37 protein-coding genes and 1 pseudogene are annotated in these 26,624 nt (G+C 41.3%); 27 read left to right on the top strand and 11 right to left on the bottom strand.

Annotated features, from left to right (window positions below):
- Position 1: 1 nt before the first annotated feature.
- Positions 2-1,300 carry a phenylacetate--CoA ligase family protein gene (locus MTTB_RS06630; RefSeq protein WP_248564221.1) on the bottom strand — a complete coding sequence of 433 codons (1,299 nt, stop codon included), beginning with the start codon at positions 1,298-1,300 and terminating at the stop codon, positions 2-4.
- Positions 1,301-1,416: 116 nt separating this feature from the next.
- On the opposite strand from MTTB_RS06630, the gene MTTB_RS06635 reads away from it, so the two are divergent.
- The 8 genes from MTTB_RS06635 to MTTB_RS06665 all read left to right on the top strand — a co-directional run bounded on the left by MTTB_RS06635 (position 1,417) and on the right by MTTB_RS06665 (position 7,739).
- Complete coding sequence (locus tag MTTB_RS06635; RefSeq protein ID WP_248564222.1) at positions 1,417-3,000, top strand: sodium:solute symporter family protein; 1,584 nt, start codon at positions 1,417-1,419, stop codon at positions 2,998-3,000.
- A 2-nt stretch (positions 3,001-3,002) separates the two neighbouring features.
- The gene (locus MTTB_RS08410) at positions 3,003-3,113 is read left to right on the top strand and encodes a symporter small accessory protein (RefSeq protein WP_345894001.1); all 111 of its coding nucleotides are present in this window, start codon (positions 3,003-3,005) and stop codon (positions 3,111-3,113) included.
- 72 nt (positions 3,114-3,185) lie between these two features.
- Positions 3,186-3,419: a PRC-barrel domain-containing protein gene (locus MTTB_RS06640; RefSeq protein ID WP_248564223.1), complete on the top strand. Its 234-nt coding sequence runs from the start codon at positions 3,186-3,188 to the stop codon at positions 3,417-3,419.
- Between the two features lie 28 nt (positions 3,420-3,447).
- On the top strand, positions 3,448-3,621 hold the full coding sequence (locus MTTB_RS06645) for an orotate phosphoribosyltransferase (RefSeq protein ID WP_248564224.1): 174 nt from the start codon (positions 3,448-3,450) through the stop codon (positions 3,619-3,621).
- Complete coding sequence (gene pyrE, locus MTTB_RS06650) at positions 3,576-4,121, top strand: orotate phosphoribosyltransferase (RefSeq protein ID WP_248564225.1); 546 nt, start codon at positions 3,576-3,578, stop codon at positions 4,119-4,121. The genes MTTB_RS06645 and pyrE overlap by 46 nt, the downstream gene beginning before the upstream one ends.
- 131 nt (positions 4,122-4,252) lie before the next feature.
- The gene (locus MTTB_RS06655) at positions 4,253-4,849 is read left to right on the top strand and encodes a TetR/AcrR family transcriptional regulator (protein ID WP_248564226.1); all 597 of its coding nucleotides are present in this window, start codon (positions 4,253-4,255) and stop codon (positions 4,847-4,849) included.
- Complete coding sequence (locus tag MTTB_RS06660; RefSeq protein WP_248564227.1) at positions 4,843-6,312, top strand: radical SAM/SPASM domain-containing protein; 1,470 nt, start codon at positions 4,843-4,845, stop codon at positions 6,310-6,312. The genes MTTB_RS06655 and MTTB_RS06660 overlap by 7 nt, the downstream gene beginning before the upstream one ends.
- Positions 6,313-6,332: 20 nt before the next feature.
- Positions 6,333-7,739: a B12-binding domain-containing radical SAM protein gene (locus MTTB_RS06665; RefSeq protein ID WP_248564228.1), complete on the top strand. Its 1,407-nt coding sequence runs from the start codon at positions 6,333-6,335 to the stop codon at positions 7,737-7,739.
- On the opposite strand, the gene MTTB_RS06670 is transcribed toward MTTB_RS06665, so the two are convergent.
- From MTTB_RS06670 to MTTB_RS06675, 3 genes are all read right to left on the bottom strand, one after another.
- Positions 7,731-8,219 (bottom strand): SPFH domain-containing protein, encoded by a 489-nt coding sequence (locus MTTB_RS06670; protein WP_282570348.1) that lies wholly within the window; start codon positions 8,217-8,219, stop codon positions 7,731-7,733. The genes MTTB_RS06665 and MTTB_RS06670 overlap by 9 nt on opposite strands.
- Complete coding sequence (locus MTTB_RS08375; RefSeq protein WP_282570349.1) at positions 8,210-8,512, bottom strand: SPFH domain-containing protein; 303 nt, start codon at positions 8,510-8,512, stop codon at positions 8,210-8,212. The genes MTTB_RS06670 and MTTB_RS08375 overlap by 10 nt, the downstream gene beginning before the upstream one ends.
- Positions 8,513-8,588: 76 nt before the next feature.
- Entirely contained in the window at positions 8,589-9,497 is a 909-nt protein-coding gene (locus MTTB_RS06675) for a M28 family metallopeptidase (protein ID WP_248564229.1), read from the bottom strand.
- 245 nt (positions 9,498-9,742) lie between these two features.
- Between MTTB_RS06675 and MTTB_RS06680 the strand changes: the two genes are divergently transcribed.
- From MTTB_RS06680 to MTTB_RS06700, 5 genes are all read left to right on the top strand, one after another.
- Entirely contained in the window at positions 9,743-10,093 is a 351-nt protein-coding gene (locus MTTB_RS06680) for a VOC family protein (protein WP_248564230.1), read from the top strand.
- A gap of 2 nt (positions 10,094-10,095) precedes the next feature.
- Positions 10,096-11,088 (top strand): hypothetical protein, encoded by a 993-nt coding sequence (locus MTTB_RS06685; RefSeq protein ID WP_248564231.1) that lies wholly within the window; start codon positions 10,096-10,098, stop codon positions 11,086-11,088.
- 86 nt (positions 11,089-11,174) lie between these two features.
- Positions 11,175-11,585: a pyridoxamine 5'-phosphate oxidase family protein gene (locus tag MTTB_RS06690; protein ID WP_248564232.1), complete on the top strand. Its 411-nt coding sequence runs from the start codon at positions 11,175-11,177 to the stop codon at positions 11,583-11,585.
- A 276-nt stretch (positions 11,586-11,861) separates the two neighbouring features.
- The gene (locus tag MTTB_RS06695) at positions 11,862-12,590 is read left to right on the top strand and encodes a nitroreductase family protein (RefSeq protein ID WP_248564233.1); all 729 of its coding nucleotides are present in this window, start codon (positions 11,862-11,864) and stop codon (positions 12,588-12,590) included.
- 12 nt (positions 12,591-12,602) lie between these two features.
- On the top strand, positions 12,603-13,040 hold the full coding sequence (locus MTTB_RS06700; RefSeq protein ID WP_248564234.1) for a hypothetical protein: 438 nt from the start codon (positions 12,603-12,605) through the stop codon (positions 13,038-13,040).
- Positions 13,041-13,055: 15 nt separating this feature from the next.
- Here MTTB_RS06700 and MTTB_RS06705 read toward each other — a convergent pair whose 3' ends face one another.
- Positions 13,056-13,694 carry a DUF11 domain-containing protein gene (locus tag MTTB_RS06705; protein ID WP_248564235.1) on the bottom strand — a complete coding sequence of 213 codons (639 nt, stop codon included), beginning with the start codon at positions 13,692-13,694 and terminating at the stop codon, positions 13,056-13,058.
- 694 nt (positions 13,695-14,388) lie between these two features.
- On the opposite strand from MTTB_RS06705, the gene MTTB_RS06710 reads away from it, so the two are divergent.
- The 4 genes from MTTB_RS06710 to MTTB_RS06725 all read left to right on the top strand — a co-directional run bounded on the left by MTTB_RS06710 (position 14,389) and on the right by MTTB_RS06725 (position 16,345).
- Complete coding sequence (locus MTTB_RS06710) at positions 14,389-14,883, top strand: hypothetical protein (RefSeq protein WP_248564236.1); 495 nt, start codon at positions 14,389-14,391, stop codon at positions 14,881-14,883.
- A gap of 366 nt (positions 14,884-15,249) precedes the next feature.
- A complete protein-coding gene (locus tag MTTB_RS06715; RefSeq protein WP_248564237.1) occupies positions 15,250-15,774 on the top strand; it encodes a hypothetical protein in 525 nt (174 codons plus the stop codon).
- Positions 15,744-16,025, top strand: a complete 282-nt coding sequence (locus MTTB_RS06720; protein WP_248564238.1) for a hypothetical protein — start codon at positions 15,744-15,746, stop codon at positions 16,023-16,025. Before MTTB_RS06715 ends, MTTB_RS06720 begins: the two co-directional genes overlap by 31 nt.
- Before the next feature lie 35 nt (positions 16,026-16,060).
- On the top strand, positions 16,061-16,345 hold the full coding sequence (locus MTTB_RS06725; protein WP_248564239.1) for a hypothetical protein: 285 nt from the start codon (positions 16,061-16,063) through the stop codon (positions 16,343-16,345).
- A gap of 354 nt (positions 16,346-16,699) precedes the next feature.
- On the opposite strand, the gene MTTB_RS06730 is transcribed toward MTTB_RS06725, so the two are convergent.
- From MTTB_RS06730 to MTTB_RS06745, 4 genes and pseudogenes are all read right to left on the bottom strand, one after another.
- The gene (locus tag MTTB_RS06730; RefSeq protein ID WP_248564240.1) at positions 16,700-16,858 is read right to left on the bottom strand and encodes a hypothetical protein; all 159 of its coding nucleotides are present in this window, start codon (positions 16,856-16,858) and stop codon (positions 16,700-16,702) included.
- A 37-nt stretch (positions 16,859-16,895) separates the two neighbouring features.
- A complete protein-coding gene (locus tag MTTB_RS06735) occupies positions 16,896-17,264 on the bottom strand; it encodes a sensor histidine kinase (protein WP_248564241.1) in 369 nt (122 codons plus the stop codon).
- Between the two features lie 8 nt (positions 17,265-17,272).
- The gene (locus MTTB_RS06740; protein WP_248564242.1) at positions 17,273-17,581 is read right to left on the bottom strand and encodes a histidine kinase dimerization/phosphoacceptor domain -containing protein; all 309 of its coding nucleotides are present in this window, start codon (positions 17,579-17,581) and stop codon (positions 17,273-17,275) included.
- A gap of 85 nt (positions 17,582-17,666) precedes the next feature.
- A pseudogene (locus MTTB_RS06745) lies at positions 17,667-17,768 on the bottom strand (methyl-coenzyme M reductase family protein); the annotation flags it as partial.
- Here MTTB_RS06745 and MTTB_RS06750 point away from each other — a divergent pair.
- The 10 genes from MTTB_RS06750 (at position 17,763) to MTTB_RS06795 (ending at position 24,421) form a co-directional block, all read left to right on the top strand.
- A complete protein-coding gene (locus MTTB_RS06750; protein ID WP_248565311.1) occupies positions 17,763-18,014 on the top strand; it encodes a methyl-coenzyme M reductase family protein in 252 nt (83 codons plus the stop codon). The pseudogene MTTB_RS06745 and the gene MTTB_RS06750 sit on opposite strands and share 6 nt — an antisense overlap.
- 363 nt (positions 18,015-18,377) lie before the next feature.
- The gene (locus MTTB_RS06755; protein WP_248564243.1) at positions 18,378-18,980 is read left to right on the top strand and encodes a metallophosphoesterase family protein; all 603 of its coding nucleotides are present in this window, start codon (positions 18,378-18,380) and stop codon (positions 18,978-18,980) included.
- A gap of 155 nt (positions 18,981-19,135) precedes the next feature.
- Positions 19,136-19,657, top strand: a complete 522-nt coding sequence (locus MTTB_RS06760) for a DUF134 domain-containing protein (RefSeq protein WP_248564244.1) — start codon at positions 19,136-19,138, stop codon at positions 19,655-19,657.
- Positions 19,658-19,675: 18 nt separating this feature from the next.
- On the top strand, positions 19,676-20,026 hold the full coding sequence (locus MTTB_RS06765) for a NifB/NifX family molybdenum-iron cluster-binding protein (RefSeq protein WP_248564245.1): 351 nt from the start codon (positions 19,676-19,678) through the stop codon (positions 20,024-20,026).
- Between the two features lie 11 nt (positions 20,027-20,037).
- Entirely contained in the window at positions 20,038-20,844 is an 807-nt protein-coding gene (locus tag MTTB_RS06770; RefSeq protein WP_248564246.1) for an Mrp/NBP35 family ATP-binding protein, read from the top strand.
- Positions 20,845-20,854: 10 nt separating this feature from the next.
- A complete protein-coding gene (locus MTTB_RS06775; RefSeq protein WP_248564247.1) occupies positions 20,855-21,238 on the top strand; it encodes a NifB/NifX family molybdenum-iron cluster-binding protein in 384 nt (127 codons plus the stop codon).
- Positions 21,239-21,322: 84 nt separating this feature from the next.
- Positions 21,323-22,180 carry a nucleotide-binding protein gene (locus MTTB_RS06780; RefSeq protein ID WP_248564248.1) on the top strand — a complete coding sequence of 286 codons (858 nt, stop codon included), beginning with the start codon at positions 21,323-21,325 and terminating at the stop codon, positions 22,178-22,180.
- Position 22,181: 1 nt separating this feature from the next.
- A complete protein-coding gene (locus MTTB_RS06785; protein ID WP_248564249.1) occupies positions 22,182-23,072 on the top strand; it encodes an ATP-binding protein in 891 nt (296 codons plus the stop codon).
- Positions 23,073-23,180: 108 nt separating this feature from the next.
- Positions 23,181-24,239, top strand: a complete 1,059-nt coding sequence (locus tag MTTB_RS06790; protein WP_248564250.1) for a cation diffusion facilitator family transporter — start codon at positions 23,181-23,183, stop codon at positions 24,237-24,239.
- A 41-nt stretch (positions 24,240-24,280) separates the two neighbouring features.
- Positions 24,281-24,421 (top strand): hypothetical protein, encoded by a 141-nt coding sequence (locus MTTB_RS06795; protein WP_248564251.1) that lies wholly within the window; start codon positions 24,281-24,283, stop codon positions 24,419-24,421.
- A gap of 549 nt (positions 24,422-24,970) precedes the next feature.
- Here the strand turns inward: MTTB_RS06795 and MTTB_RS06800 are convergent.
- Complete coding sequence (locus tag MTTB_RS06800) at positions 24,971-25,132, bottom strand: hypothetical protein (RefSeq protein WP_248564252.1); 162 nt, start codon at positions 25,130-25,132, stop codon at positions 24,971-24,973.
- 755 nt (positions 25,133-25,887) lie between these two features.
- Positions 25,888-26,361, bottom strand: a complete 474-nt coding sequence (locus MTTB_RS06805; RefSeq protein ID WP_248564253.1) for a TspO/MBR family protein — start codon at positions 26,359-26,361, stop codon at positions 25,888-25,890.
- Between the last annotated feature and the right edge of the window lie 263 nt (positions 26,362-26,624).

Raw genomic sequence — 26,624 nt, forward strand, 5'->3', positions numbered from 1 at the left:
CCTAAAATTTTCTTTTATCAATAACCCTTATAGCTTTCCCCTCACTCCTGGGCAGAGTTTCTGGTTCGACTAGGGTCACGTTAACCCTTAATCCTATCTCCCTTTGTAGGTGTTCTTCTATCATCTTCTTGGCTTCCTCCACATGTTTCACCTCATCTGAGAATAGTGCTGGTGAGGCTTCAACCTGGACTTCGAGTTCATCCAAGTATTTTGGTCGTGTTACCACTATCTGGTAGTGTGGTTCGAGTCCATTGATTTTAAGGAGGGCCTCTTCGATCTGTGATGGGAACACTATAACTCCACGTATTTTTAGCATATCATCGCTTCTTCCTGTTATACGATCCATTCTTATGAGGGTTCTGCCACATGGGCATCTCCCCCTCCTCAGGGTTGTGATGTCCCTTGTCCTGAATCTTATTATGGGCATGGCCTCCCTTGTGAGGGTTGTGAGTACCAGTTCTCCCTTTTCTCCTGGGGGTAGGCTTTCTAGGGTTTCTGGGTTGATTATCTCTGGGTAGAAGTGGTCTTCGAAGATGTGTAAGCCATTTTTTTCATGACATTCCATGGCGACTCCCGGGCCGATAATCTCTGTCAAACCGTAAATGTTAAGGGCCTTGAGGCCCAATCTTTCCTCTATAGCATCTCTCATCTCCTCTGTCCACATTTCAGCCCCGAATACTCCTGCCTTGAGTTTGAGGTTGTCTATTTCAACATTTTCTTTTTGGAGGACTTCTGCGAGGTATAATGCATAGGATGGTGTGCATGTGAGTATTGTTGTCCCGAAGTCTTGCATGATTTCGATTTGCCTTTTGGTGTTGCCCGCTGATATTGGGATTACTGTGGCCCCTATCCTCTGAGCTCCATAGTGTACTCCTAGGCCACCTGTGAATAATCCATACCCGTAGCAGTTTTGTATGCGGTCTTTTCTTGTGGCCCCTGCCATTGTCAGGGCTCTTGCCATGACCTCCGACCATAGGTCTATATCCCTTTGGGTGTAACCTGATACTGTTGGTTTGCCTGTGGTCCCTGAGGATGTGTGGACTTCTATGATGTCCTCGTCAGGTACTGCGAACATCCCAAAGGGGTAAGCTTCTCTGAGATCCTGCTTCGTAGTGAATGGCAACTTTTTAATATCTTCTAGGCTTTCTATGTCCTCCGGTTCTATTCCAAGTTCATCGAACCTCTTATGATAGTATGGGACGTTCTCATAGGCCCTTTTCACAGTATCCTGGAGTCTTTTAAGTTGTATTCTCTTTCTTTTCTCCTCATCCATGCATTCTGCCTTCGGATTCCATATCATTTTAATCTACCCTTTCACTCTACCCTCTAGCCGGGGTGTGATGATAAAATTTATAAATTCTATATCTTCATTATTTTTTTATAATAATTCCGATTCTTCTAAGGGAGGTAAACTATATGAACATAATAGTCCTTGGCGTAGTCATATTAGTCTATTTCATCATGGTAGGCTATGCAGGTTATGTTGCATGGAGGAGAACCAGCACATCAGAAGATTACATGGTAGCCGGTAGGAAAACACACCCCTATATCATGGCCATGAGTTATGGGGCCACCTTTATCAGTACCGCTGCTATAATTGGTTTTGGTGGGATGGCAGGCGTCTATGGTATGGGTATACTCTGGCTTGTATTCCTTAACATACTCGTGGGGATATTCATAGCCTTCATATTTTATGGTAAAAGGACTCGTAGGATGGGTGAGAACCTTTCCGCCTTCACTTTCCCAGAGTTCCTCGCAAGGAGGTTCAAGAGCAAGTTTATACAATATTTTGGGGGTGCTGTGATATTCCTGGGCATGCCACTCTATGCTTCCGTGGTCCTTATAGGCGCTGCAAGGTTCCTCGAAAGTTCCTTAAAATTGAACTTTAACATTGCACTTATTATAATGGCACTAATAGTAGCTGTTTATGTTGTTATGGGGGGCATAAAAGGTGTTATGTATACCGACGCCCTCCAGGGTACTATAATGTTCCTTGGCATGATATTCCTCGTAGTGTCAGTCTATTATATGCTCGGTGGTGTTACAAGCGCCCATGAAACCCTTACAAGCATGGGACATCTCATACCAGCATCTGCCAAAAGTGTGGGTGCAACAGGCTGGACCAGTATGCCCATCCCTGGAAGCCCATACTGGTGGACCCTCTTCTCCACCATAATACTAGGAGTGGGTATAGGAGTTTTGGCACAGCCACAACTTGCAGTAAGGTTCATGACAGTTGAATCCAACCGTGAACTTAATAGGGGAGTTCTCATAGGCGCATTATTCATATTTGTCATGACATGGGGGGCATATATTGTTGGTGCGTTATCAAATGTCTACTTTTTCCAAGAAAAGGGCCTGTTAGCGATCCAGGCAAGTGGGGGTAATGCCGATAAGATAATACCTGTTTTTATAAGTTCAGCCATGCCTGAATGGTTCACATACCTTTTTATGTTAACATTGCTTTCAGCGGCCATGTCCACTTTAAGCGCGCAATTCCATGTGCAAGGGACGGCTATTGGTAGAGACGTTTATGAAACCTTGAAGAGAGGGGGAAGATCAGTGCTTATCACAAGGATCGGTATAATAATCGCCGTTATACTCGCGGTTATACTAGCGTATATTCTCCCAGGTAGTATAATAGCACAGGGGACCGCCCTATTCTTTGGTTTATGCGCGGCCACATTCCTTTCTGTTTATACTTGCGCATTATTCTGGAAGGGGATTACAAGGGCCGGTGCAATAGCAGGGATGGTCTCAGGGGCCACTATAAGCATATTATGGCTTCTCCTAGTTTATAAGAAAACCGCCACGGCCCTTGGCTTGGCAAAGTTGCTCTTCGGCGGTTTACTCATCAAGACGATGCCTTGGCCCTTCGTGGACCCCATACTGGTAGCCGTCCCAGCCTCGATGATAATAACAATACTCGTGAGTCTATTAACAGAAAAACCCGATGAAGACCATCTCAGAGAATGTTTCAAAGGTATAGGTGGTGTATGATCATGGAAGTCCTTGGCATACCCGATCCATGGGTTTGGAGCGCCTACATATCCTGCATGCTAATAACAGTAGTATGTATAGCCTATGGTCTAATAAACTGGAACAGAAACTGAATCTTGGAGTTATCAGATCCCCCTCCAAAATTATAAATAACCATAATATCATAGGAATATAAGGTGAATAATATGAGAGTTGTTGAAGATATTATAGGTAAAGAGGTTCTTGACAGTTCAGCCAAGGTAATAGGGAAAGTAAAGGACATTGAAGTAGACTTCGAAACAAGAACCATAGAAGCGCTCATACTCGGTAAAGGTGGATTGTCAGAGGGCCTCGGACTATCCAAGGGGGAAACAATAGTACCCTACGAGATGGTTAAAAAGATAGGGGATAAAATACTCCTTGAAGGGCCGATAGAATGATCCCATAGGCCCCCATATTATTTTTAGGGTGTTGAAATTGGAAGTTAGGGGTTTATGCAGCCTCTGTGGCAAAGTTGCCTTTTTACACACTTGTCGTCTATGTGGGGCCCTAGTATGTTCAGACTGTTATGTTCCAGAATTGGGAGTTTGTAGAATATGCGCGGGGAAACTGAGAAGGAGAAACTTAAAAGGCGCCTTTTAAAGCTACTAGATGAAAAAAATGTTATAAAAACGGGTACTTTTATTCTCTCCTCCGGGAAAAAAAGCAACTATTACGTAGACATTAAAAAGGCCATAACAGACCCCCAGGTCCTAGATCTGATAGCGGAACTGATAAAAATGAACATAAACAGTGACAATATCGATAAGATAGCTGGACCAGCCCTGGGTGCTGTGCCCATCGCCACAGCAGTATCACTCAAAACCAAAAAGCCACTTATCATAATAAGAAAAGAAAAAAAGGGATACGGAACCTCAAAATTGATCGAGGGCACTATAAAAGAGGGTGACAAGGTGGCGATAATTGAAGATGTTACAACAACAGGAAACTCCCTCCTAAGGGCCATCAGAATAATAGAAGAGAATGGTGGCCGGGTCAGGAGAGCGTTTGTGATAGTAGACCGTGAAGAGGGGGCGAAAAAGAACCTTCAAAGGGAAGGTTTCACCTTAGAACCTTTATTCTCCATCAGTCAAATGAAATAACCTAGTTTATTATTTTTTTTGGATGGGGCTTTTCTTCTTTTTGCCTTGAATGTGTGGGGGGTAATTTTTATATGGGGGATACGAACATAATGTAAGTAAGTGCCTACGTACCTATGTTCCTTTGTGGTACCATGAAAACTACAAGAGAAAGGATACTCGAAGCTGCAAGGGAAACCTTCATAAAGAAAGGATATAAGGGTGCTACAACGCGTAAAATCGCCCAGAGAGCGGGTGTAAGTGAAGTCACATTATTCAGGAAATTCAAATCAAAAAGCAACCTACTCAAGGAGATACTAAACGAAAACGCCACCCTATCCTCCCAGATATTCAACAAACTCCTAGAGTCGGAGTTCAGAGACAAACCCGAAAAATTCCTATATAAATTAGCAGAAGAGTTCTTCAAATTAGTCACTGAGAAAAAAATAGACCTCATATTCATAATACTCGTGGAAAAAGAACTGGAAGAACATGGCCTAGAAGAATGGGAATTACTAGACTCAATCAACAAAACACTCTACTCCAACCTAACCAACTACTTCAAAGAACAGATCAAAAAAGGCAACATCCGAAAAATCAACCCAGAAACAGCAGCACTAATCTTTGTAAGCTACCTTTCACATCTAAACCTACTATCACACTTCAAAGAATGCGAAATACAAGAAGAAGAATACATCAAGAACTTCATCAACATCCTCCTAAATGGGATAAAGGGGGAGATTAAATGCTAGACAAAGGAGGTGAGGAAGAAACCAACATGGGGGACATGATCAACACATTTAAAAGAATAGCTGAAAATCCCCTATCAAGACTCCTAATAAACCTCATGCTCCACAAATGCAGAAAAGATAATAAAACACGCCTAGAAGCCGCACTAGAAAATTATATAAAGGATAGAAACTGTTGCATGGAATGCAAGATCCTATCATACTTCCTCTCAAATATAATAAAAACCGGGGCAAAGGCCTTCGGAGTAACAGAAGAAGAACTCAAAGAACAAATGAACGACCCCTACTGGTTACAAGGCCTGATAAACGTCCTCAAGGGTATAGGCATCTTCGGGGTTAGAAGACCATTCGTGCCAGGAGCACCATTCCAGGTCGTTTGGAACATCACACACCGCTGCAACATGAACTGTAAACACTGCTATGAAACCGCAGGCACCCCAAGAAAAAACGAACTAGACAAAAAAGAGGTAATAGAAGCCATAAACATCCTAGCCGATAATGGTGTCACATCAGTCGCATTCTCTGGTGGAGAACCAAGCATCCACCCAAATATACTCGATTACATATCACATGCAAGAGAAAGGGGCCTATACGTTGCAATGGCAACCAACGGTTACATATTAGCCGATGAAGGTCGCTGCCAAAAATTCATAGACGCAGGCCTGCAATTCGTCCAGGTTAGTATTGATAGTCTAGATCCAAATGTCCATGACACTTTTCGCGGCGTTAAAGGCTCATGGGAGCGAGCCTGCAAGGCCGTTAAAAACTTCTCAGCCCATGACGTTTTCGTTGAAGTGGCCATGACAGTGACAGCTGAAAATCATCATCAAATCCATGGGATGATGGAACTAGCCCACCACCTTGGCGCTGATTGGCTCATGTTATTCAACTTCATACCCACAGGTAGGGGAATGGAAAACATAAACCTCGACATATCACCTGCCAGAAGGTATAGGATACTACAAGATGCATATTATGGCAATTTCAACAATGATATACAAGTGCTTTCCACAGCACCACAATTTGCAAGGGTAGCCGAAGAACTTAACAGTTGCGACAATCAGATCATCCCCACACACTTCTACAATCCAGAGTATACAAACCCTGACCTGAAACAGTTAGCAGATTTTATAGGTGGCTGCGGTGCTGGGAGATTCTACCTAAGCCTAGAACCCAACGGTGACATATACCCATGTGTATTCTTCCCCCACAAAGATGAACTTAGAATAGGCAACATCCTAGAAGACGATTTCGAAAAACTTTGGAAAAATAATAGGATACTAGAAGCGCTCAGGGACAGGGAAAAACTCCACGGGGCCTGTCACACTTGCAAATCAAGGAACATCTGTGGCGGATGCAGGGCAAGAGCATACGGGTACTTCGGTGACGTGTGCGCCCCAGACCCCGGGTGCATAAACAACAAAAACCTATGGCACAAGATAAAGGAAAGCGCACTTGCAAAATAAAAATAGGGAGAGTGTTAAAAGTGGATGTGGTCCTCTTAAACCCCCAGGACAAAACCGCAGTTAAAAACAAACTAGGATTAAGTTTACCCCCACTAAACCTAATGTATCTCGCAGCCTCACTAGAGAAGGCATCATTCTCTGTTAAAATAATAGATGACGACCTTAAAAGGTGGGGCTCTGAAAGAATAGCTAATATAATAGAAAAACTCAACCCCCTGATTGTGGGTGTCACAGCAACCACAGCAACAATCAAAAGCAGCCTAGAATATATCAAAACCATTAAAAAGTTATTACCCGATGTTCTCACAGTCATCGGAGGACCCCATCCAACATTCCTACCCCTGGACACCCTAAAAAGCCTAAAAGAACTTGACGTGGTCGTGATAGGTGAAGGGGAAGAAACCATCACAGAACTCGCCGAAAAATATGAAAAAAAGGACAAAAAAGGACTGGAAGAGGTTAAGGGGATCGCATACCGTAAAGGATCCAAGTTAAAGATTAACGAACCACGACCCCTTATAAAAGACCTTGACAGGCTCCCATTCCCCGCAAGACACCTTATACCATTCCATGAATATGAAACATCAAACGAAGAAGCTGGGGGGATGATAACAAGCAGAGGATGCGTATACTCATGCGAATACTGCTCATCATCCCTCATCATGGGCAAAAAATTCCGTTTCAGAAGCCCCGAGAACGTGGTAGACGAAGTCGAAGAACTCGTATACAAGTACGGCCTCCATGACATAGCATTCCTCGATGATACATTCATGTTGCACCGTAGAAGAGCCCAAGCCATAGCAGATGAAATCAAAGCAAGGGGTATAGATGTTAATTTCGTGACATCATCAAGAGTCGATATGGTGAAAAGGCCACTTTTAGAAAAACTCAAATCAGCCGGTATGAGCACAATCTACTATGGCGTTGAATCAGGGTCACAGAGGATCCTTGATCTTATGAAGAAGGGTATAACACTCCAACAAGCAAAAGATGCTGTGAAAACAGCTAAGAATGTTGGAATAGATGTCATAGCATCATTCATATTAGGTTACCCGGGTGAAACACCAGAGGAAATGGATAAAACAATAGATTTCTCAATTAAACTTGACCCAGATTATAGCCAGTATTCTATCCTAACACCATTCCCCGGAACGCCAATCTACTATAAACTGAAAAAGGATGGTTTGCTCGAAGAAGACTGGGACAAGTATACCGTGATCCATCCAGTGATAAAATATGAAAAATTGGGCTTGAGCAAAGAACTCGTGAAAAGAAAACTTGTAAAAGCATACCTCAAATTTTACTCAAGACCATCATACCTACTAAGACACACCCACATGATAAAAGTATTCCTCGAAACATTCTATAGAACCTATATAGAACCGAACCTCCCATTCAAAGACGTTACCACCCCTAAGTCAACGTAACCCCTCTATGGATTTCATCTCCTTTTCTATGAACTTTCTTATATCATTTATACTTGACATAAACTGGGCTGGGAATATTATAGTGGAGTTTTTCTCAGCAGCTATCTCACTAAGCACTTGCAGGTTCCTAAGTTGTAATGCTATAGGATGTTCCGCTATAACATCAGCAGCTTCTCCAAGTTTAGAAGCTGAAAGATATTCCCCCTCCGCTGTGATAATCTTAGCCCTCTTCTCTCTTTCAGCCTCGGCCTGTTTTGCCATGGCCCTTTGCATCCCCTCCGGCAGCTTAATATCCTTTATCTCCACCGTGGTAACATTTACACCCCATGGTTCGCTGTGACTGTCAATGATCTCCTTGATCTTATCATTGATCTTGGCTGTTTCTGAGAGCACTTCATCAAGGGCGAATTGTCCTATAACGTTCCTTACTGTGGTCTGGGATATTTGGTTCACCGCCCCATAATAATCTTCTATAGCCACAACAGCTTAAAGGGGTCCACAACCTTGAAATATGCCACCGCTGCAACATCAATTGAAACATTATCCTGGGTTATTATCTTCTGTGATGGTATGGGCATTGTCACTATCCTCAAGGAGACTTTAACCATCCGGTCTACAAGTGGGATTATAAGGCGAAGGCCGGGTTCTTTGACGCCTATGACTTTTCCCAGTCTGAAAACCACCCCCCTCTCATATTGCTTCACGATTTTTATAGATAGGGACGCTATCACAAATAATATCATGGCGACGATTATTAGTAATAATATGTTCATGGTTCATCCCCCTCCTATATTATTTTTTTATGGTAGAAAAATCCTTCCACGTTTTTCGTGTGAGGACACTAAAGTGTTATGTTGCCAATTTAAACAAGGCTAATGTTATTGTTTCACCAATCTTTCTAATGTCTTCTTGGTCAAGCTTGTCTGCGCTGTTCTCCGAACTCCAAGGCGCTACCTTGAATGGTTGGCTCATCACCTGACAGACTGGCACTCTTTTGATACTGTTATAATAAAATGGGTAAGTGTCACTAGGGTATGTCGTTTCTCCAATGGTGACAGGATGTTCTAGTTCTTGTGCACATTCCATTATGAGGTTGATTAGTTTAGGGTCTCCTCTAACCGGCTTTGGCTGATAACTATACTCCGTTAAGAATACATTTTCACCAGCACCAACACAATTTAAATCTATCACCGCTTCACAGTTTCGGACTATTTCAGGGTGTCTTTTCACAAAATCTTCAGAACCTTTAAACCAGAGCTCTTCACCCCCAAATCCTATGATCAAGATCGTCTTCTCGGGTTTAAAATCTTGGGATGATAATATCCTCGCAACCTCAACTTGTACTCCTAGTGCAGCCCCATCATCGGTAGCTCCTTCACAGAATCCTGGAGAATCAATATGTGAAGCCAAAATAACATATTTATTCTGGTTGGTGCCGTTGATAACCCCAATAACGTTGTAAGTGTACTTGCCCCCGCCAAGATCCACCCTTTCTTTACGGGCTTCTATGCCATTTTCCTCGAACTTTTTCTCCATAAGATCAGCAGCCTTTAACTCGACATTGTTACCCCCATATCTAGGCCCTAACTTGCATATTCCCCTGCTAAATCCCATGGCATTTTCTGCATTAAACTCCCTAGCAGTCGCCGACGCATTGAACACCCTCAATTCCTTTTCTTTTTTGTATGGAGTGTAAAATACCAATCCACCCGCCAATATAGCGATTATGACCGCTATCAAAATAATCTTGTATTTCACGATTCAAACTCCCTAGATAAATTTATATCCTTTCCCTATTAAAAATTTATGATACATGATGGGGGGGTGTATAAAGTAAAGAAAATAAAACTCCTGATAAAATCATACACAGAAAAGAACCTCTGATCCAAAAAGAAGGAAAAAGCAAGATATCCCCTAAGTGGCCATGAATAGAGGATATAGGTGGTTGAATAAAATTTTCTTGGTTAGCAACCAGTCCAATTTTAATGGTATAGGTGAAAAATATGAAAATTAAGTATGCTACAATAATAGTTAAGGACATGGAAGAGTCGATTAGATTCTACACAGAAGTTATGGGATTTAAAATAGACAGTCAATACGATCTAGGGTCAAATGGGACGATAACACTCCTAAAAAGTGAAGGAGAGGCCATGTTAGAGCTCATCAGAAGCCCCTTAGACGAGCCCGGCTTATTCTCTATAGGAATAGAAGTTGAAGACCTAAAGGCTAAAATCAAAGAACTCAAATCTAAAGGCGCCAAAGTCATCATGGAGCCGACTCCAATAACAGTCGGACTTCTCGCATTTATAGAAGATCCAAACGGGGCGCGGATAGCCCTAATCCAACACCACTAACCATGAGTTTAAGTATCTCCGAACGCGCGGCCGCAGCCGTTGAAAATATAGACGAAAAACTACTAGCAAAGATTAAAGAAAGTTGGGAGAATGCATTAGAGCAGGTATTAGAAGATTTCGATTTTAAACGGGAAATTTACCTTGAATACAACCCCCTAATCTGGCATGTTTCCAAGTATCCCATAGGGATTAGAGTCTATCGTAGCATACCGGGTGTTATAACAATAATAGAATTCTCCACACCCAATAGGATAATACCCTTTGATATATTCTCCAGTTTCGAGTCGAAGAGGGCTGTTATAGCCCATGAAATCGCCCATATACTCGATGACCAGAAATGGTATCATATGGATTATAATAGAATAGCATATGAAGCCCAAAATTACATTTCAAGAGAACAGAGGGCAGAATTACTAGCATTCTTTTATGAGCCAGTTGGTATAATACACTCCAACAATTCACTTATCAAAGTAGCATCCTATATTTCCAAGACAAAGCTTAAAAACCATTACATGCTGGCTTATGGTATTTTAGAGGCTCTTGGGAGGATTGGTATGAGCAGGACCATCAATGTGCCTTTATTCTTCAAGAAGATGAGCGAAGATCATGAAGATGACCTTTCAGGGCTTCTCAGGTCACATATAACCTATCCATATTCCTTCGCAGGATTATTGAGTTCACCAACTGAAAAACCCGTTGGGATTGTGAAAATTTCAGATCTTATCAACTGCCGTGAAAAATTAATAACCTATTTAAAAGGCCTGTTAAGCCTCCAAGAATTAAATAAGGAACTCAAAAAGATGGGCTACACCACAAGAACCGACAAGAAAAAACTCCTAGAAAAACTGGAAAAGATACTAATACCCCGGATACTAAATGTTTCTTCCCCTAAACAAATGAAAAAAGCCAAAAAGTACACACTGGGTGTTAAATTCACAAGATTAAAAAATGACATGACAGAAGCTCTAAGATTATGTGAAAAACTCCTGAAATAGTTTACCAGCACTTCAATGGTAAGAGATAAGTAAAAAGACCACCCTATAATACTAAGAAGACTAAAAAAATGTTGGGGGTGAAAACATTGGTTAAATTGCCAGAAGAAGCCCGGGAAATGTTAAATAACGAATTCTGCAATAAAGAAAAGCCATTAATCTGGATTGCAACAGTCGACGATGGGAACCCACACCTAGCCCCAGTCTGCTTCACAAAAGTCATTGACAGCGACAAATTACTCATCGCCTTAAACTTCGCCACCAAGACCATGAAAAACATCCAAAGGGGTTCAAAGGTCGCCATAGGATCAGCAATATACTATGACGGGTACATGATAAAAGGAACCGGGAAAATAATAAAAGAAGGCAACCACTTCCAAGAAGTCAAAAAGATGGTGAAAGAAAGATTCGGCGAAAAGATAAAACCACAAGCAGCCCTACTAGTGGAAATAGAAGAAATATATTCTCTCAAACCAAAACCAGGAAGCAAAAGATTATAAATCCCACCAAAAAGACTTCCCTAATGATACAAACAATCAAATGACCCCACCACCGGCAGATTTACTCAAACAATTTCACGTGCAGATTCGATGAGACTCCCCCCATCAACAAATACCATAATAAAAAGTTGACCAAACAGATACCCCATCAAAAACCCCCCTCTATCAACCTAGATCATAGGCTGATAATTTCCCACAAAAAAAGTACCTTCAGAGGGAGCTTTCGGAAAAGTTCAAAGAAAAGGTTATAATCCCCAGATTACAAACCATACCAAGATGAAAGACCTTTATCCATTTATTTTCAAAAGGAAATCCATAAGAAGATATAAAGGCCCCATAAAAGGAAGACAACTTAAAAAAGTCCATGATCTCCTAGATTCCCTTGAACCTCTCACCAATGGCATTGGAACAGAATTCCAGATAATATCAAATGATGATGTTAAAACCTTTATTCAACGCCCCGCACCACATTATATAGCGGCCTTTTCTGAGAAAAACAAAAGAGCAAAGGTTAATGTTGGTTTCATGTTGCAACAGATGGACCTCAGATTATCAAGTATGGGTATTGGGAGTTGCTGGCAGGGAATACCCAAACTAAAATCTCATGTTAAATCCCAACTTGAATTCATCATACTACTGGCCTTCGGGGAACCAGCCGAACCATTACACCGAAAACATGCCGAATTTAAGAGAAAATCATTATACGAGATAACAGACATTAAAGGCATGGATAGAATCCTAGAGGCTGTGCGCCTTGCACCATCAGCAGCTAACAACCAACCATGGTTCCTTAAAGGAGAAGAAAATATGATACATGTATATCAGAAGATCCCCAACATATTAAAGGTCGGGTTCATCGGAAGATGGAATCCCATTGACATGGGCATAGCCCTAGCACACCTTAAAATAACACTGGAACACTACGGTTATAAGCCAAAATTTGAAATTTATAAAAACCCGCCAAAATTAGAAAAACACGAATACATCGGAACCATGAAAATATAGGATTTGGTAAATTTGGGAAAAACCCTTGAAAAATTCCTTAAAGATAAAGAATTCAAAAACTCAGAATTTATAGGGGCCATAATAATAAATCTGATCCTCCTCTATGTTATAAACAACATCCTATCATGGAAACTTTCATTTATACTAGCATCATTCAAGTATGTTATACCCATCCTAAACATTGTAATCGTCACAAGTATCATACTAAACTTCTTATATCTTGTATATAAGAAGGAATGGTTCTGGTCGCTTTCACAAGCAGCTTTGAATCTGATCAATTATATTATGCTCTCGACAGTCTACAGAATCTTCCCATTCCATTTCAAAAACATCTACATATATTACATGTTTAGGGGGCTGTTAATCGTTGCAATGCTCGTAACACTCACCGCAATCTTTGGTCACAGCCTTAAATTCATCTTGAAAAACATCTACACCACAAAAAAATAAGAAATAAATGGAATTTTATTTTATTTTGGGTAGTGTTAGGCCGGCTATTGTCATGAGAACTGAGAGTATTGCAAGTGCTAATGGAGCGCCTGTAGGTTGCATAGGAACCTTACCAGCAGAAACTGGAATAACAGGTTCCAGGATATCGATGACATATTCGTCTTCATTGTTTGAATAATCTGGGTCGTATTGGTCGCCTTCTATCCCTGCTCCAAGGATGCCCGGTCCAGCTTCCTTTGCCGTGAATCCTATCAAGAGCGTGTAAACATCCCCAGCTGGCATGTCACCTATATCCCATATGCCATCTTCTGGGTCGAATGAAGGGTCAAAGTCCACCCAATTGACACCATCCCATGAAACAGACCACCAGTTGACAATATTCTCCACATCAGGGTTTCCGAAACCCTGCTGCCATAAATAGACAACAACACCAGTCGCATCATCCGGTCCATTGTTCGCCGCTTCAACAACACCTACAACCTCATCACCAACAGTAGCCTCATCCAAAGGATTACCCTCAGAATCAGTCAGCGTAACATCAACCGCCAAATCCGCTTCTCCGTCCGGTAGATCATCTTCCTGTGCCGCGACTGCTCCAGCGCCGATTATAGAAACTAGCATCACCAATGCAAGGATTGGTGCAATTTTTTTCATCCCCTTTTCACCCCCCCATAAATTTAGTACATGTGAAGGAGACCATCACCCTACAATTTCACCTCATAGGATGAAGACCACCATTCACATGCCCAATATTATTCTAAACATTATAATATTAAAATTTTGCTAATAATAGATGATTAGTAAACATTATATAGTGTTATTGAGATTTCAAAATCTCTATGCGAAAAGGTTTGAATGCTCCTGTAATAGCCATATCCTAAAAATATGCAGACGAGCGAACCCCCCCAAACTAACAAACGAGGAGAGAAGCATAAAATTCCCTCTGAATACCGGACCCCCCATCAGACAGAAAAGAAAAGTACCGGCCAACCTATGTTGTTGATTTCATTTAATTATTATGTTTTTAAGGTGAAAAGAGGAATGTTCCTTTTCGTCTGCGATTGGTCCTATAATTATGATCTTGAAAACTTTCTTTAAATTCTGTGGATATACATTTAAAGCCCATCAACCACCTGAAATCATCCTTTAAATATATTTTGATCTAGTTGAAATAGCAAGAAACAATAAATAAAAAATGTAATTCCATAAATAATCAAATCAAAAAGAAGTGATGTGAAAAATTCCAAAAAATTAAAAAAATCAGCCAAAGTAGAATATACAAGATAAAAAGTGTATATAACTGATTTTTTTGCAAAATTAGACAAATTACACTAAGATGGTGGCAAAATTGGAATGGACACTATTAATTTATGTGATGGGAATAACACTATTTGCACTTATCCCTGAAGTTCTTGACATAACCCTAGCATACCGATCACAGGATAAAACACGAGAAATACTCCTGAAGAAACTCATAGATAAAGCATCACACGATAAATTAACATTAGCTGAACTAAGAGAATTTATCAACGAAAGTGGAAAATCCCCACCTGGTATACCAAGCCTTACCCGGGGTGTGATAGCACTCACTGTGATACTAATCCTGGGTATAGCCACACTTCACATATTAGTTGCAGGAACTAAAGGAAACGATTCACAAATCATCGGCAACATCCTAAGCATGCTCGCCGGGCTTTTAGCTGCTATAACCGGCTTCTACTTTGGGGGTAGAGCAGCAGAAACCCTCCTCACAGGGGAATCTTCAACCCCACCAAAGCCAACAAGAAAACCAACCCCAAAACCAAAAGTAGAAGAAAGTAAAGTCCCTGAACAAAACCTATAACTCCCCCCACACGGGAGTGTAAAATTCCTTAACCGACCATAAAAAAGAGTGACAATACTCCAAGGGGTATAATACCCCACACCTTAAAAGGGGGGGTGCCAAATGGCCAATATCACCTAAATTTCCCCCTACACTCCAAATTATTCAAATTTCAACGAGAGTGTAAAAAAACCTTATCCTACCACCTTGGATAATCTTCCCAAAAGTTCATGATTTCCCCCATCAACTTCACATTTAACTCCAATTCAGAAAAACAATAAGAGTGTCCTGGACTTTCAGAAGAAAATCCTCTATAAAAGTAAATATAATGTTGGGGGGTTGCTATTTCATTTCAAAGGTTCCTAGAACGCCAAGTGGGGGGGTTAGATGGGTTATATCGAAGGTGAGAGTATCGGAGAAGCCTACTTCAAAGCCTTAAAGGGGATAGTAAATGCCAGGTCACCCCACTGGTACCTGATGGTCCATATTTCAAAGCCAATCCTAGACAATTCAACGTCTATTTCATCCCTAGATGTTACTGATTGGCTTGAAGTTATAAACGTGGAGAATAGAATATACCAAGCTTTCACTGAATTCAAATTTTCTAAAAAAGATGAACAAACCGGCGGTTATTCAGGCAAGGATTGGATAAATGGTAGGATACAAGACCTCCTCAATAGCCAAGGCCAATATAAAAAAAGCTTAGCAGGAGAGTTTTCCTTCCACCAACTCAAGGAAGTAGAAAAACGCCTATCCGCCAAGGACAAAAAAGGCAAGAAAATGCACGGAGGTTCTACAAATGCCATGGTATGCATCCTATTTTCACCAACCAAAGACTTAAAAGCCGCATGCAGACCATGTCCACGGGTAGAAGGGGTGAAATGCTTAACCCAAATCATTTTAAACCCATAAAAGACAAATTAAACCTAATGGCAGTTTTCAGGAGCCAATTTTTCGATACAAAAGCATACGGAAACTTCATAGCCCTAGCCATACTACTCCATAAAATGTGCCAAGCCACCGGATACAAACCAGGGGCCCTCGTCTCCACGGCTAATAAAGTAACATTTGAAGGTCACAAAAAAGATCTCTATAAACACTTAAGAACAAACATCAGAGGACATTTCACTCATCAACGAGCATTGATATACAAGATTAAATAAAACAACAAAAAATATCTAGAGTTTGTTTTATATTAGTGGTTACAAGAGGAACAACCAATCTTCTAGTAAAACCACCCCAACATAATTCTAAAAGCAAGGAGGTAGAAAATATCCAATCATCAGATAAAAACGATCTTGCAACATACCCAATAGGACTTCTAGTCCATGTAGGCGAGGCACGCCCCATCTGCCCCTTCTGTGGCTCTGCTGACACCTATCAGACCAGAACGGGACCAGTAGGAGGGTACTGGTACTATTATTACCATTGTAATTCTTGTGGCAGAGACTTCGCAGAATACACAGAAAACGTACCCACATAAATGGATGCCTTTTCAAAGTGTCATCCCCCTATCTGGGATCTTAACAGTCCAAAACATGGATGTTAGTTCTCAATGACACCAAAATAAACCACCACTATCTGTAAAAAATAAACCTTAAAAGCACCTTCTATGAAAAACGCTATTAAACATACAACCCACAAAAAAACCTTAGGGTACAAACCAAGGACTAGCCCAGGATAACCCCATACCGAGATCACATCTCCGTTAACCTGATATTACCACGGGGGCTTAGTAACCACGAGCCCCTGGAAACAGAACCACAAAAAAGTCTAAATTCCGGCAAACCCTCACTATTAAAGCGGGAAACCCCCAAGTGGTTGGCCAGCTTTTTATTTAGTCGGATTTGGAGGCAAGTTCTTCGAGGACTTCTTTGGGGAGTTTTTTGGCGATGCTTAACTTGGTGGGGCATCTTCCAAGTTTTATATTCCTCTCCTTTGCCGCTTTCTTAAGATCGACAAGTTTAACCTTTTTAACAAGTTCCTCTACTTCCATTGCTTCACCCCCTATAATCTTATATAAACTTTAATATTTAAACGATTTTTTGGAATGTTATTTTGTATTTTGTGCCTTGGTTTGTTTTGAGGGTTAGTTTTCCGTTGATTTGTTTTGTTAGGATGTTTACTAGTTTTAGGCCTAGTGTTTCTGTTTTTTCTATGTTGATGTTTTCTGGGAGGCCTATGCCATTGTCTGCTACTGTTAGTGTTATTTTGTTGTTTTTAGTTGTGAGTTTTATTGTTATTGTCCCTTTTCCTGTTGGGAAGGCGTATTTGATGCTGTTTGTTACCAGTTCGTTGATTATTAGGCCGAGGGGTATGGCGGTGTCAAGGTCCAGTTGTATGTTTTCAATTTCCAATCTTTTTTTAACCTTGGCCCCATAGGATGTGAATATATTGTTCACTAACCTTTCTACGTATTCTTTGAATTTGATCTTTGCCAGTGTCCTGGATTAAGGTGTTCGTGTATCATTGCCATTGCCTGTATCCGCATTTGAGATTCTCGCAACAGCCTACGAACTCTACCATCCCCTATTCTACCAACCTGCAAATTTAACAGGCTACTGATAATCTGCAGATTATTCTTAACACGATGATGTATTTCCCTTAAGAGTATTCCTATCTCCTCAAAAGCCTCCTTAAGATCAGTGATATCAGTAAGTGAAACCACACTCCTTTTCGTCCCCCGAATCCTACCCACTCCCATTTGCACATGCCTCATTCTCCCACAAAAATCACGCAACCTAAAAACACACCTTCCAGATGCTCCACCAAAAAGATATTCCTTCACCCTCAGATCTTGCAATTCCCTTCCCGGCGCTCTTGGCAAGACCTATCATGTTATCCTTGGCACCGTACCTCCGGAGGTATTCCGGGATGTTACATGCAGAGTGGGACAGTTGGTGTCTTCAATACTTGTTAAAACTGAAATTAAGAATCAGGTCTCTGCGATCAGGGAGGTCTACCTACCAGCACCCGTCACGAACCAGCTTGATGGTCTCAGGGTGAAGCTCAACTATGACCGCCACCATGAGGAAATAGCGAATATGAGTGTCTCTGGTTACAAGCTTGGGGATATAGCTGATATCAAAAGGTTCATGATGTATGGCTACATCCTTGTCAAACTTCTACCTGAAAGCTCCATAATCCAGTGATCCAATGAAGAGGGGAGTTTCAGGTTTTATTTTTTAGCATTCCCTACAGCAGGCTACTACATCCTCAACAGCATCACCCTGGGGTTTCTGAGCGCCAGATTCTTGAGCATACCATTCACGCGTTCTGCCGCTGACAGTCATACTTGAGAGGTCACGGTCTTCAAGGTCCACGTACATTTCAATGATATGCCGTTTTCCTTATTTACTTCCTCATTGGCTATGCAGTTTTATTCGCCTTATCCTTTGAGGGTGTATTCTGGCTGAAGGCTATCCTGGTAGTCTCTACAGCACTCCTGGTCGTCTACGGGGTCTTGAATGACATGAAGCTGAAAGTGAGAGTGCTTGAAGTCCCCATGAAGGTGAATGGCAGGTTTGCGCATTTTTCCGATCTTCACATCACCACTGTTCACTCATGGGGGTTTTCTCAGGAAGGTTTCTCTGACTTTAAATGGACTCGACGCTGTCTTCATAACAGGGAATCTTATTGATAGTTCAAAACCGGTTGATTCCCCCATATTATCGGGACTTAATATGGATGCGCCTGTATTCTTTGTTTCAGAGGACCCTGACACCTATGCCGGCGACTTAACGCCCATATCTGATACGGATTTAATTTGTATTGATCAGTCTGTTGTTGAGTTCAAGGGTGTGGAGATTGTGGATGTGGGGGATTCCATGTCAAGCATTTTCTACCCGTCTTCCCCCAATGCCCTTGATTTTGATCTTGAGGAACCCCTTGTACTTTTACACTACTTGCCGGTTGACTGGGAATATGCTAGAGAGAGGAGTGTTGACCTTCAAATTTCGGGGCACACCCGTGGCGGCCAGTTCTATCCCTTCAACCTTCTTGTTGGACTGATGTTCCCCTGCCTCTCTGGCTTGTATGGAGATCCGGTGGGTTTCTTTTCTATTTCGGAGGGTACGGGTATATGGGGGGCCTTTAGTGCCTATTGGATCATCATGTGAAGTTGTGGTGCTGGATATTGTACCCTTGGCTTGATCTCTGCAAGGTTTTTCTCATGGAGGGATCCATAATCAACACCTTTAAATAAAAGTTTTGAATATATATTCAAAACATGCCTAGACCAAGAAGGCACAGAAGAATTTTAGGAGAACCACAAGTGGCTTCATTCTCCCCCGAATCTCCCCCTTCATGTGTGAGGGTTGAAATAACCCTTGATGAATTTGAAGCCATAAGACTCAAAGACCACCATGGCATCCAGCAAAAGAAGGCAGCTGAAATCATGGGCATATCCCAGCCAACATTCCACAGGATCCTGAAATTAGCAAGAAGCAAAGTTGCAGAGGCACTGGTCGAGGGCAGACCAATAATACTAAAAGGAGGTGATTATATTATGGATAGAAGAAGGTACAAATGCATGGACTGCCAATTTGAATGGATATCACCAGGAAAAACCTATGAAAAATGTCCCGACTGCGGATCAGAAAACATAACCTTCGTATCAGCAGACACATTACCACGTGCTGGTAGAGGTCCTGGCAGAGGATTTGGAGCTGGACCTGGGGCACCACGCGTATGTAAATGCATTAAATGCGGATACGAAGTACCCAAAACACCAGGCATACCATGCAGAATAGAGAAATGTCCAAAATGCGGAGCACCAATGTATGGGGCCGATTAAGGAAGGAGGTGTAAATAAATGCGAATATGTTTACCAGTGATAGAAGATAGAAGCATGGATTCACAGATCTCAGAACATTTCGGCAAAACATCCCTATTTGCTTTTTATGATGATGAAACACAGAAACTGGAAATAATAAAAATTAAGGGAAGACATAGTGGAGGCCAGCTAACACCAGCTGAGATCATTCTTGGTGCAAGTGTAGATCTTCTTATATGTGCAAATCTGGGACCAAAAGCTGTGCAGATTCTTAACACCCATGGAGTTGATGTTCTAACAGGTGCGAGAGGAACCATAGCAGAAGCACTTGAAAGTTTTAAAAAAGGAGAACTTAAAAGCGGCGCTGAAAATCCATGCAGAGAACATTAAGGGGTTGCAGAATGAATACGGAAGATACTCAAAAACTTGCAATTATGAAACAGGATGTGGAAATAGCCAGGGCACTTTCCAATATAAAACATAAGATCGTGGTTATGAGCGGAAAGGGTGGTGTTGGGAAGTCTACAATCACAGTGAAGCTTGCTGAAGAATTCAACAGGGATGGTTACAAGGTATGCATACTGGATGCAGATATACATGGTCCAGACATCCCGGAGATGATGCAAGTTCACGAGCCAGAAGTTACCCTAACAGGAAACAAGATAAACCCAACAGTCACACCTTCAGGGGTCAGAGTGCTGTCAATAGAGTTTTTCCTCCCATCAAAGGACACACCTGTGATATGGAGAGGACCAAAAAAGACAGGAGCCATAAGACAGTTCCTTTCAGATGTTAACTGGGATGGAATTGATGTTTTAATGGTGGATAATCCCCCGGGAACGGGTGACGAACCCCTTACGGTGCTGCAGTCAATTCCATCTATTAATGGTGCGGTCATTGTCACAACACCCCATAAGTTTGCAATCCACGATGTGAAAAAGTGCGTTAACATGGTCAAACACATGAAGATACCCGTCCTGGGAATAATTGAGAACATGTCATATCTCAAGTGCCCCTCATGTGGAGAGAAAATATTCCTGTTCGGTAAAGAAGGTGGAAAATATCTTGCAGAGAAATTTAACCTCCGTTTCTTGGGTAAAGTTCCATTTGACACACGGATGACAGCTACAGACGCACCACCCACATTAATTCACTCAGAGATAAGAAAAATCTTTAAAAATTTAAAGGAAAGCTTAAAGGATAGATGAGGTGTTAATTATGAAAATAGCAATCGCATCTTCTGGAAAAGATATTGAATCAAAGATTAGCAGATTTTTTGGAAGGGCACCCTTCTTTATTATTTTAGATATGGAAGATAAAGAGATAATCTCTTCAGAGGTCATTGAAAATTCTTCCGCATTACAGTCAGGAGGTGCAGGTATAAAGACAGCCCAGCTACTTGCAAATAAGGGCGTGGATGCGGTGATATCCTTTTCAACCGGGCCGAATGTATTCGAGATTTTGAATAAACTTAACATAAAAATTTATAGGGCAACTGAGGGATCAGTTGAGGAAAATCTCGCGCTTTTTAAGGAAGGAAACCTCGAGGAGATAAAATCACAAGACAACATCCGCGGAAGAATGGGTAGGAGAATCCGTTGAACTGCCAGTTCCATAGGATAGGACTTCTACTTCAGTTATAGCAGATTATCCTGACAGCCCAAATTTCCTCCTGAAGGTGCTTTCATGAATAATAAGCCATTAAAAATAGCGGTAACTGGCGGGAAAGGCGGCACGGGAAAATCAACTATAGCGTGTTCCCTTGCACTGCTCCTTGCTGAAAAATTCAAAGTTTTGCTTGTGGATGCAGACGTTGAGTGTCCAGATGATCATATTATTTTATCAGTCAAGAGAGAAAAGAGATGTGACGTAACGATTCAAGTGCCGTCCCTTGATTTTTCAAGGTGCCTCATGTGCGGTAAATGTTCAGAGATATGTAGGGAAAATGCAATAGTATTCGTGGAGGGCAGGCAACCTATCTTTATTGAGGATAGGTGTAATGGATGTGGAACATGCATCATTGCATGCACAAATAATGCCATAAAACCTGTAGAGAAGATTATAGGGTCAATATATGAAGGCAAAGTTTCTGAAAATTTCAGGTTACTTTCTGGTGAGACAATGATGGATACGATGGCCAGCGCAGCAGTGGTGGATTCGCTTATAAAAAATGCAGGAAGTTACAGTGATGTGGATTTCATTATCATTGACACCCCAGCAGGAGTACACTGTAATGTGATACATGCTCTTCTGGACGTTCAGATAGCATTTGCCGTCACAGAACCAACACCTTTCGGAGCCCATGACCTGAAATTAATCCTGAAACTTCTGAATAAACTTGGTATAGATTCAAATATCATACTCAACCGTGCAGGCATAGGTAATGCTGATATGGTACTTGACGTCTCCAAAAAAAGTAGAACTCCTCTGGTTGCTCAAATACCCTATTCTGAAGACGTTCTGAAGGCTTACTCAGATGGAAAACCATCCAAACTTCCAGGGATAGAAGATGTTGCAGGGTTACTTGAATCCAGGAGGGGCTAATGTGCAGGAGATATGTGTTCTCTCAGGTAAGGGCGGTGTTGGGAAGAGCAGCATAGTAGCATCAATGGCTGTTTTACTTGCAGATAGGACAGAAATCATCCTGGGAGACTGTGATGTAGATGCACCCAATCTGGAGCTTGTTCTTGGATTCACAGAAGATAAAGTATGTGAAACTATAAAAGCTTCTGAAAAGGCATTCCTCATGGCTGAACACTGCAAATCAAGAAGGAAATGTGTAAATGTATGCAGATTCAATGCAATAAAATGGAACTCTGAAACATCAACACCGGAAATAAATGAACTGCTCTGTGAAGGCTGTGGCGCGTGTGAATACATATGTCCGGCTAGAGCAATAGAAGTCAGATCGGTGGACACAGGAAAGGTTTGCACTTTCACATCGAATTATGGTTTCAGGATAGTTTCAGGGCACCTGAAAATTGGCGAAAAAGGATCTGGAAAAATCGTGGATGCTGTTAGGAAAATGACCCTTGAAATCGGTGAACTGGAGGGTGCAGAACTTTCACTACTGGATGCTGCTGCAGGCATTGGATGTCCTGTTGTATCTTCAGTTAAGGGCGTTAATCATACAGTTATAGTAACGGAACCCACAAAGGCCGCTTTAAGTGACTTTAAACGCGCAGTTCAACTCGTAAGACATTTTGGGATTCATCATAGTATGATAATCAATAAATGGGATATAAATAAACATATTACAGCCAAATTTGAAGAATTCGCAACAAAAAACAGAATCCCTGTCCTGGGGAAAATACCATATGAAGTGACCTTCATGGACGCTCTGGTCAACGGGACCCCTCCTGTCCTCTACAACCCTAACCTTAAAGAAGTTTTCATGGAGATAACCGACAATCTGATGTTAAATATGGAGCTTTAAAAGCCACATTTATTCTTCCAATGAGCAGTGAAACAAGACCTGATTCACTTGCAAGGCTTTAATAGCAGGAAAGGATTGCGGATGTGGATTAAGATATGGGGGGTTAACATGCCATATAACAGCGGGATGAATATCAAAGAGGGTGAAACTGCTTCAAAATACTCCATAGTTTCAAACATAGTTTTGATGTTAATAAAAGGGATTATCGGTTATCTATCAGGAAACATAGCCCTTATAGCTGATGCTCTGCATTCATTTGCAGATGTGTTTTCATCAGCCGCTGTATTCATAGGTTTAAGATTATCACAGAGGAAACCCGACGAACTCTTTCCATATGGATACTACAGGATTGAAACCCTAGCTTCCCTTCTTGTTTCAGTGATGATAATTATTACAGGACTTGAAATAGGATGGGATTCTCTTATCTACTTGATGCATCCACCTCCAGTGGTTTCCATGGCCGCAATAAGTCTTGTTGTAAGTTTAATAGCAATTGTAGTATCCTATGCAGTTGCAGTTTATAAAGAAAGGGTAGGGGAAAAAATTGGTTCAAAGGCTCTTATAAACGATGGAAAGCACAGTTATATTGATGCAGTATCTTCCACACTCGTTTTCACAGGAATAATTGGAGAGTACATGGGGCTTCATGGTTTTCAGGGATTTGCAGGGCTGATCATCGCAGTAATAATAGTATATGTCGGCAGTACTCTTACAAAATATAATCTTCTGGTACTTCTTGATGCATGCATTGACAAGGATTCCCTGGAACTCTTAAGAAAAACGGTTTTATCTGTAAAGGGCGTTGAGGGAGTCCATGCAATTCGAATAAGAAGATCAGGACCCTACCTTTTTGGAGAACTCCACATTGAAATTGAAAGGAGCCTATCAGCAGATAAAATTGAAGATATAATCTCTAAAATAAACTCTGAAGTTAAAAGGGTATTACCATCCATCGACCATTTGATAATCCAGCCAGAAACCTTAAAAAAGGACGAAATAGTTGTAGCAGTACCCCTTGAAGATAACCAGGGCATCGATTCAAAGATCAGCCTTCACTTTGGAAGGGCAGCCTATTTCATAATTGCAAGAACCCGCAAAGGCGATATAATTGATTATGAGATACTGGAGAATCCTGCAAGATCTCTTAAAAAAAAAAGAAAGGAATAAAAGCAGCTGAAGCACTAAAAAAGAGGAACATAGACGTTTTAGTGGTTGAAAAACTATCTGAAGGTCCGAAATATGTCTTTTCAGACTCCCTCCTTGGAACAGCACAACCAGAAGGCTCATCCCTGAAAGAGATTATAATAAATGCATCCACAAAATTTCTAGAGGAACAAGGTCCAAAATAGTCAGTGGTTCACTTTTTGCCATCTTGGCACTATTCATGGAGGACTTCAGTAGAAGATCCAAAATAGCCAGTGTTCCACCCAATTCTGAAGCATCCCCTATAACGGTTTTTATATGCTCCTGCTACTTGCAAACTTCATCAAAAATCGATTTCAGGAACTGCATGTTACCAGAACAAGCACATTTCTGAATACAGAGGATTCAAGTGAACTACCCCTCCATGATGGGAGGGGTTTCCTGTTTCAATGATGAAACTTGCCCAGCTACCATGACCGAAGCAGGGGATGCTGAGTAGGGGGTTTTTCGTGGGCTTGGGGGGCTGTCCCAGTCCCGAGTCGAGTATTCTGGTGGCGGATATGGGGGTCTTGGTATGGGTTATTAGGGATTAGTCCTTTGCTTGTGCCCTTTGGGTTTATTTTCACTGCTCGTTTACCAGCGTTTTCAGCTTTGTAAGCGAGCATGTTGGAGGAATCTACCCCATGAGGCATCCAGTATCCCTTTGGCAAGACGACGGTTCCTGAGCATAGTTCAGGTTTTCAACACAGATAATATCATTTGATGTAGAATTTTGAGAGTTTGTGGAGTCTTTTTGATTTAAGTTTTTCATGGGCCCTTGCAAGTTTTATTCTCGCTTTCTCTCTGTTTTTTTTGAATCTTTCTTTTTCCTTGAAAAATTCTTTTGCAGGATCTATCTTTTTAAGTGTTTTTTTCATAGTTTGGATTTTCTATTTGTCTTCCTTTGCTGTCTGTTAGGAAGTGTTTTATCCCTATACCGGTGGCTTTTCCTGTTTTTGAGAGTGGCTCTGGCTTGCCTTCGACCTGGAGGACTGCGAACCACTTTACAGAGCTCTCTCACTTTATTATCCTATGGGCTTTAATTCTTATTAGCTCCAATTTTAGAAAGGATTAGCCTGTTTCCTTCAAGCGCGGACCCTGATTGATTATAATTTATGGGTACTATTTTCCTTTGTAGCGTAATCTTCCCACCTTTTTTTACCATTCTTTTTCAACCTGGAGAGGGCCCTGATGTTGCCCCAGAGCTACTGGTTTACCATTTGCAAGACTTTACTGTAAACTTTCTTAAGTTCAAGATTCTCCCCATACTATTTTGTGTATCACACGGGGTTGGTTTCCGCCCTTCTGCCCTGGCCTTGTTCTTGGAGTGGGCGGTTGTAGAGCCACCTGCAAAGGTCAAAGTGTTCAAGTAGGTTTCAATGGTTTTAGACGGGTAAAGACGAAACTTGTAACCGAGCACTCTCTTTTGCTCCCCCAACATACAAATATAGTGATACTGGAGAGCATATCACATGTAAGCCATGTATCACTATAAAATGTTTTTCGGCTTTCATCCCCCTTAGAGGGGGACTTCCCGCTGAAAAAGTTAAAATGTCTTATACACTTTTTTTGAGGTGATGGGTCTTAAAGTCTCTTAGCTAGAATCAAGGTGGGGGTTGGTTCGTTGGCATTTTTATATGTTTAGTGTGTATATTGTGTAGTTTAGTGCTGTTGCTATGGTCACCCATGTGATGTATGGTATGAGAATTGCAGCTGCTGGTTTAGACACCCTGTAAAATGTGATCATTGTTAAAAGTATTGTTGTCCAGAGTATTATGATTATGATGAAGGCTCCTAGGGTGGATTTAAGGGCGAAGAATACTACTGACCATAATATGTTTAATATGAGTTGTAAGCTGAATATCCCCAGGGCTATTTTAACTTCTTTTTTCTGGAAGCCTTCACGCCATACTAGAAAAGCTGCTATACCCATTAGTATGTAGAGTGTGGTCCATATTGGTCCGAATAGCCAGTTTGGTGGGGTCCATGGTGGTTTTGTTAGGGAAGCGTACCATGTGTTTATGGATGATATTGTGGCGATTGAGCCTAAGAAGCCCGCGATCAAACATATGAAAACTGAAACAGCTAATTTTGGAATTTCTTTCATTTTAATATTATCTCCTCCCAGTTTATATTCTTAGTTTTTCTGTTACTATATATTATTTGTAAGAGTCTTGTAGGGTGTTTTTTGGCTGTTATATAACTTCGTTTAACATTGCTATAACGAACAAAAAAACAGGAACATAATATAATCGCAAGTTATAGAGAAAAAAGACTTTAAAGAGCTGTGATCATCCTCATCAACCAAAGAAAAACATAACCCCCTGCACCCCCTTTCATGTTATAGGATGTTTTAAGTGGACATTTAAA

This window comes from Methanothermobacter tenebrarum (assembly GCF_023167465.1).
GTDB classification, from domain to species: domain Archaea; phylum Methanobacteriota; class Methanobacteria; order Methanobacteriales; family DSM-23052; genus Methanothermobacter_A; species Methanothermobacter_A tenebrarum.

Coding starts and splice junctions, on each gene's coding strand:
- MTTB_RS06630 (WP_248564221.1), bottom strand. CDS start 1,300: ATGATATGGAATCCGAAGGCAGAATGCATGGATGAGGAGAAAAGAAAG.
- MTTB_RS06635 (WP_248564222.1), top strand. CDS start 1,417: ATGAACATAATAGTCCTTGGCGTAGTCATATTAGTCTATTTCATCATG.
- MTTB_RS08410 (WP_345894001.1), top strand. CDS start 3,003: ATGGAAGTCCTTGGCATACCCGATCCATGGGTTTGGAGCGCCTACATA.
- MTTB_RS06640 (WP_248564223.1), top strand. CDS start 3,186: ATGAGAGTTGTTGAAGATATTATAGGTAAAGAGGTTCTTGACAGTTCA.
- pyrE (WP_248564225.1), top strand. CDS start 3,576: ATGCGCGGGGAAACTGAGAAGGAGAAACTTAAAAGGCGCCTTTTAAAG.
- MTTB_RS06655 (WP_248564226.1), top strand. CDS start 4,253: ATGAAAACTACAAGAGAAAGGATACTCGAAGCTGCAAGGGAAACCTTC.
- MTTB_RS06660 (WP_248564227.1), top strand. CDS start 4,843: ATGCTAGACAAAGGAGGTGAGGAAGAAACCAACATGGGGGACATGATC.
- MTTB_RS08375 (WP_282570349.1), bottom strand. CDS start 8,512: ATGAACATATTATTACTAATAATCGTCGCCATGATATTATTTGTGATA.
- MTTB_RS06680 (WP_248564230.1), top strand. CDS start 9,743: ATGAAAATTAAGTATGCTACAATAATAGTTAAGGACATGGAAGAGTCG.
- MTTB_RS06685 (WP_248564231.1), top strand. CDS start 10,096: ATGAGTTTAAGTATCTCCGAACGCGCGGCCGCAGCCGTTGAAAATATA.
- MTTB_RS06695 (WP_248564233.1), top strand. CDS start 11,862: ATGAAAGACCTTTATCCATTTATTTTCAAAAGGAAATCCATAAGAAGA.
- MTTB_RS06705 (WP_248564235.1), bottom strand. CDS start 13,694: ATGAAAAAAATTGCACCAATCCTTGCATTGGTGATGCTAGTTTCTATA.
- MTTB_RS06715 (WP_248564237.1), top strand. CDS start 15,250: ATGGGTTATATCGAAGGTGAGAGTATCGGAGAAGCCTACTTCAAAGCC.
- MTTB_RS06720 (WP_248564238.1), top strand. CDS start 15,744: ATGCTTAACCCAAATCATTTTAAACCCATAAAAGACAAATTAAACCTA.
- MTTB_RS06730 (WP_248564240.1), bottom strand. CDS start 16,858: ATGGAAGTAGAGGAACTTGTTAAAAAGGTTAAACTTGTCGATCTTAAG.
- MTTB_RS06740 (WP_248564242.1), bottom strand. CDS start 17,581: ATGAGGCATGTGCAAATGGGAGTGGGTAGGATTCGGGGGACGAAAAGG.
- MTTB_RS06755 (WP_248564243.1), top strand. CDS start 18,378: ATGGCAGGTTTGCGCATTTTTCCGATCTTCACATCACCACTGTTCACT.
- MTTB_RS06765 (WP_248564245.1), top strand. CDS start 19,676: ATGCGAATATGTTTACCAGTGATAGAAGATAGAAGCATGGATTCACAG.
- MTTB_RS06770 (WP_248564246.1), top strand. CDS start 20,038: ATGAATACGGAAGATACTCAAAAACTTGCAATTATGAAACAGGATGTG.
- MTTB_RS06775 (WP_248564247.1), top strand. CDS start 20,855: ATGAAAATAGCAATCGCATCTTCTGGAAAAGATATTGAATCAAAGATT.
- MTTB_RS06780 (WP_248564248.1), top strand. CDS start 21,323: ATGAATAATAAGCCATTAAAAATAGCGGTAACTGGCGGGAAAGGCGGC.
- MTTB_RS06790 (WP_248564250.1), top strand. CDS start 23,181: ATGCCATATAACAGCGGGATGAATATCAAAGAGGGTGAAACTGCTTCA.
- MTTB_RS06800 (WP_248564252.1), bottom strand. CDS start 25,132: ATGAAAAAAACACTTAAAAAGATAGATCCTGCAAAAGAATTTTTCAAG.
- MTTB_RS06805 (WP_248564253.1), bottom strand. CDS start 26,361: ATGAAAGAAATTCCAAAATTAGCTGTTTCAGTTTTCATATGTTTGATC.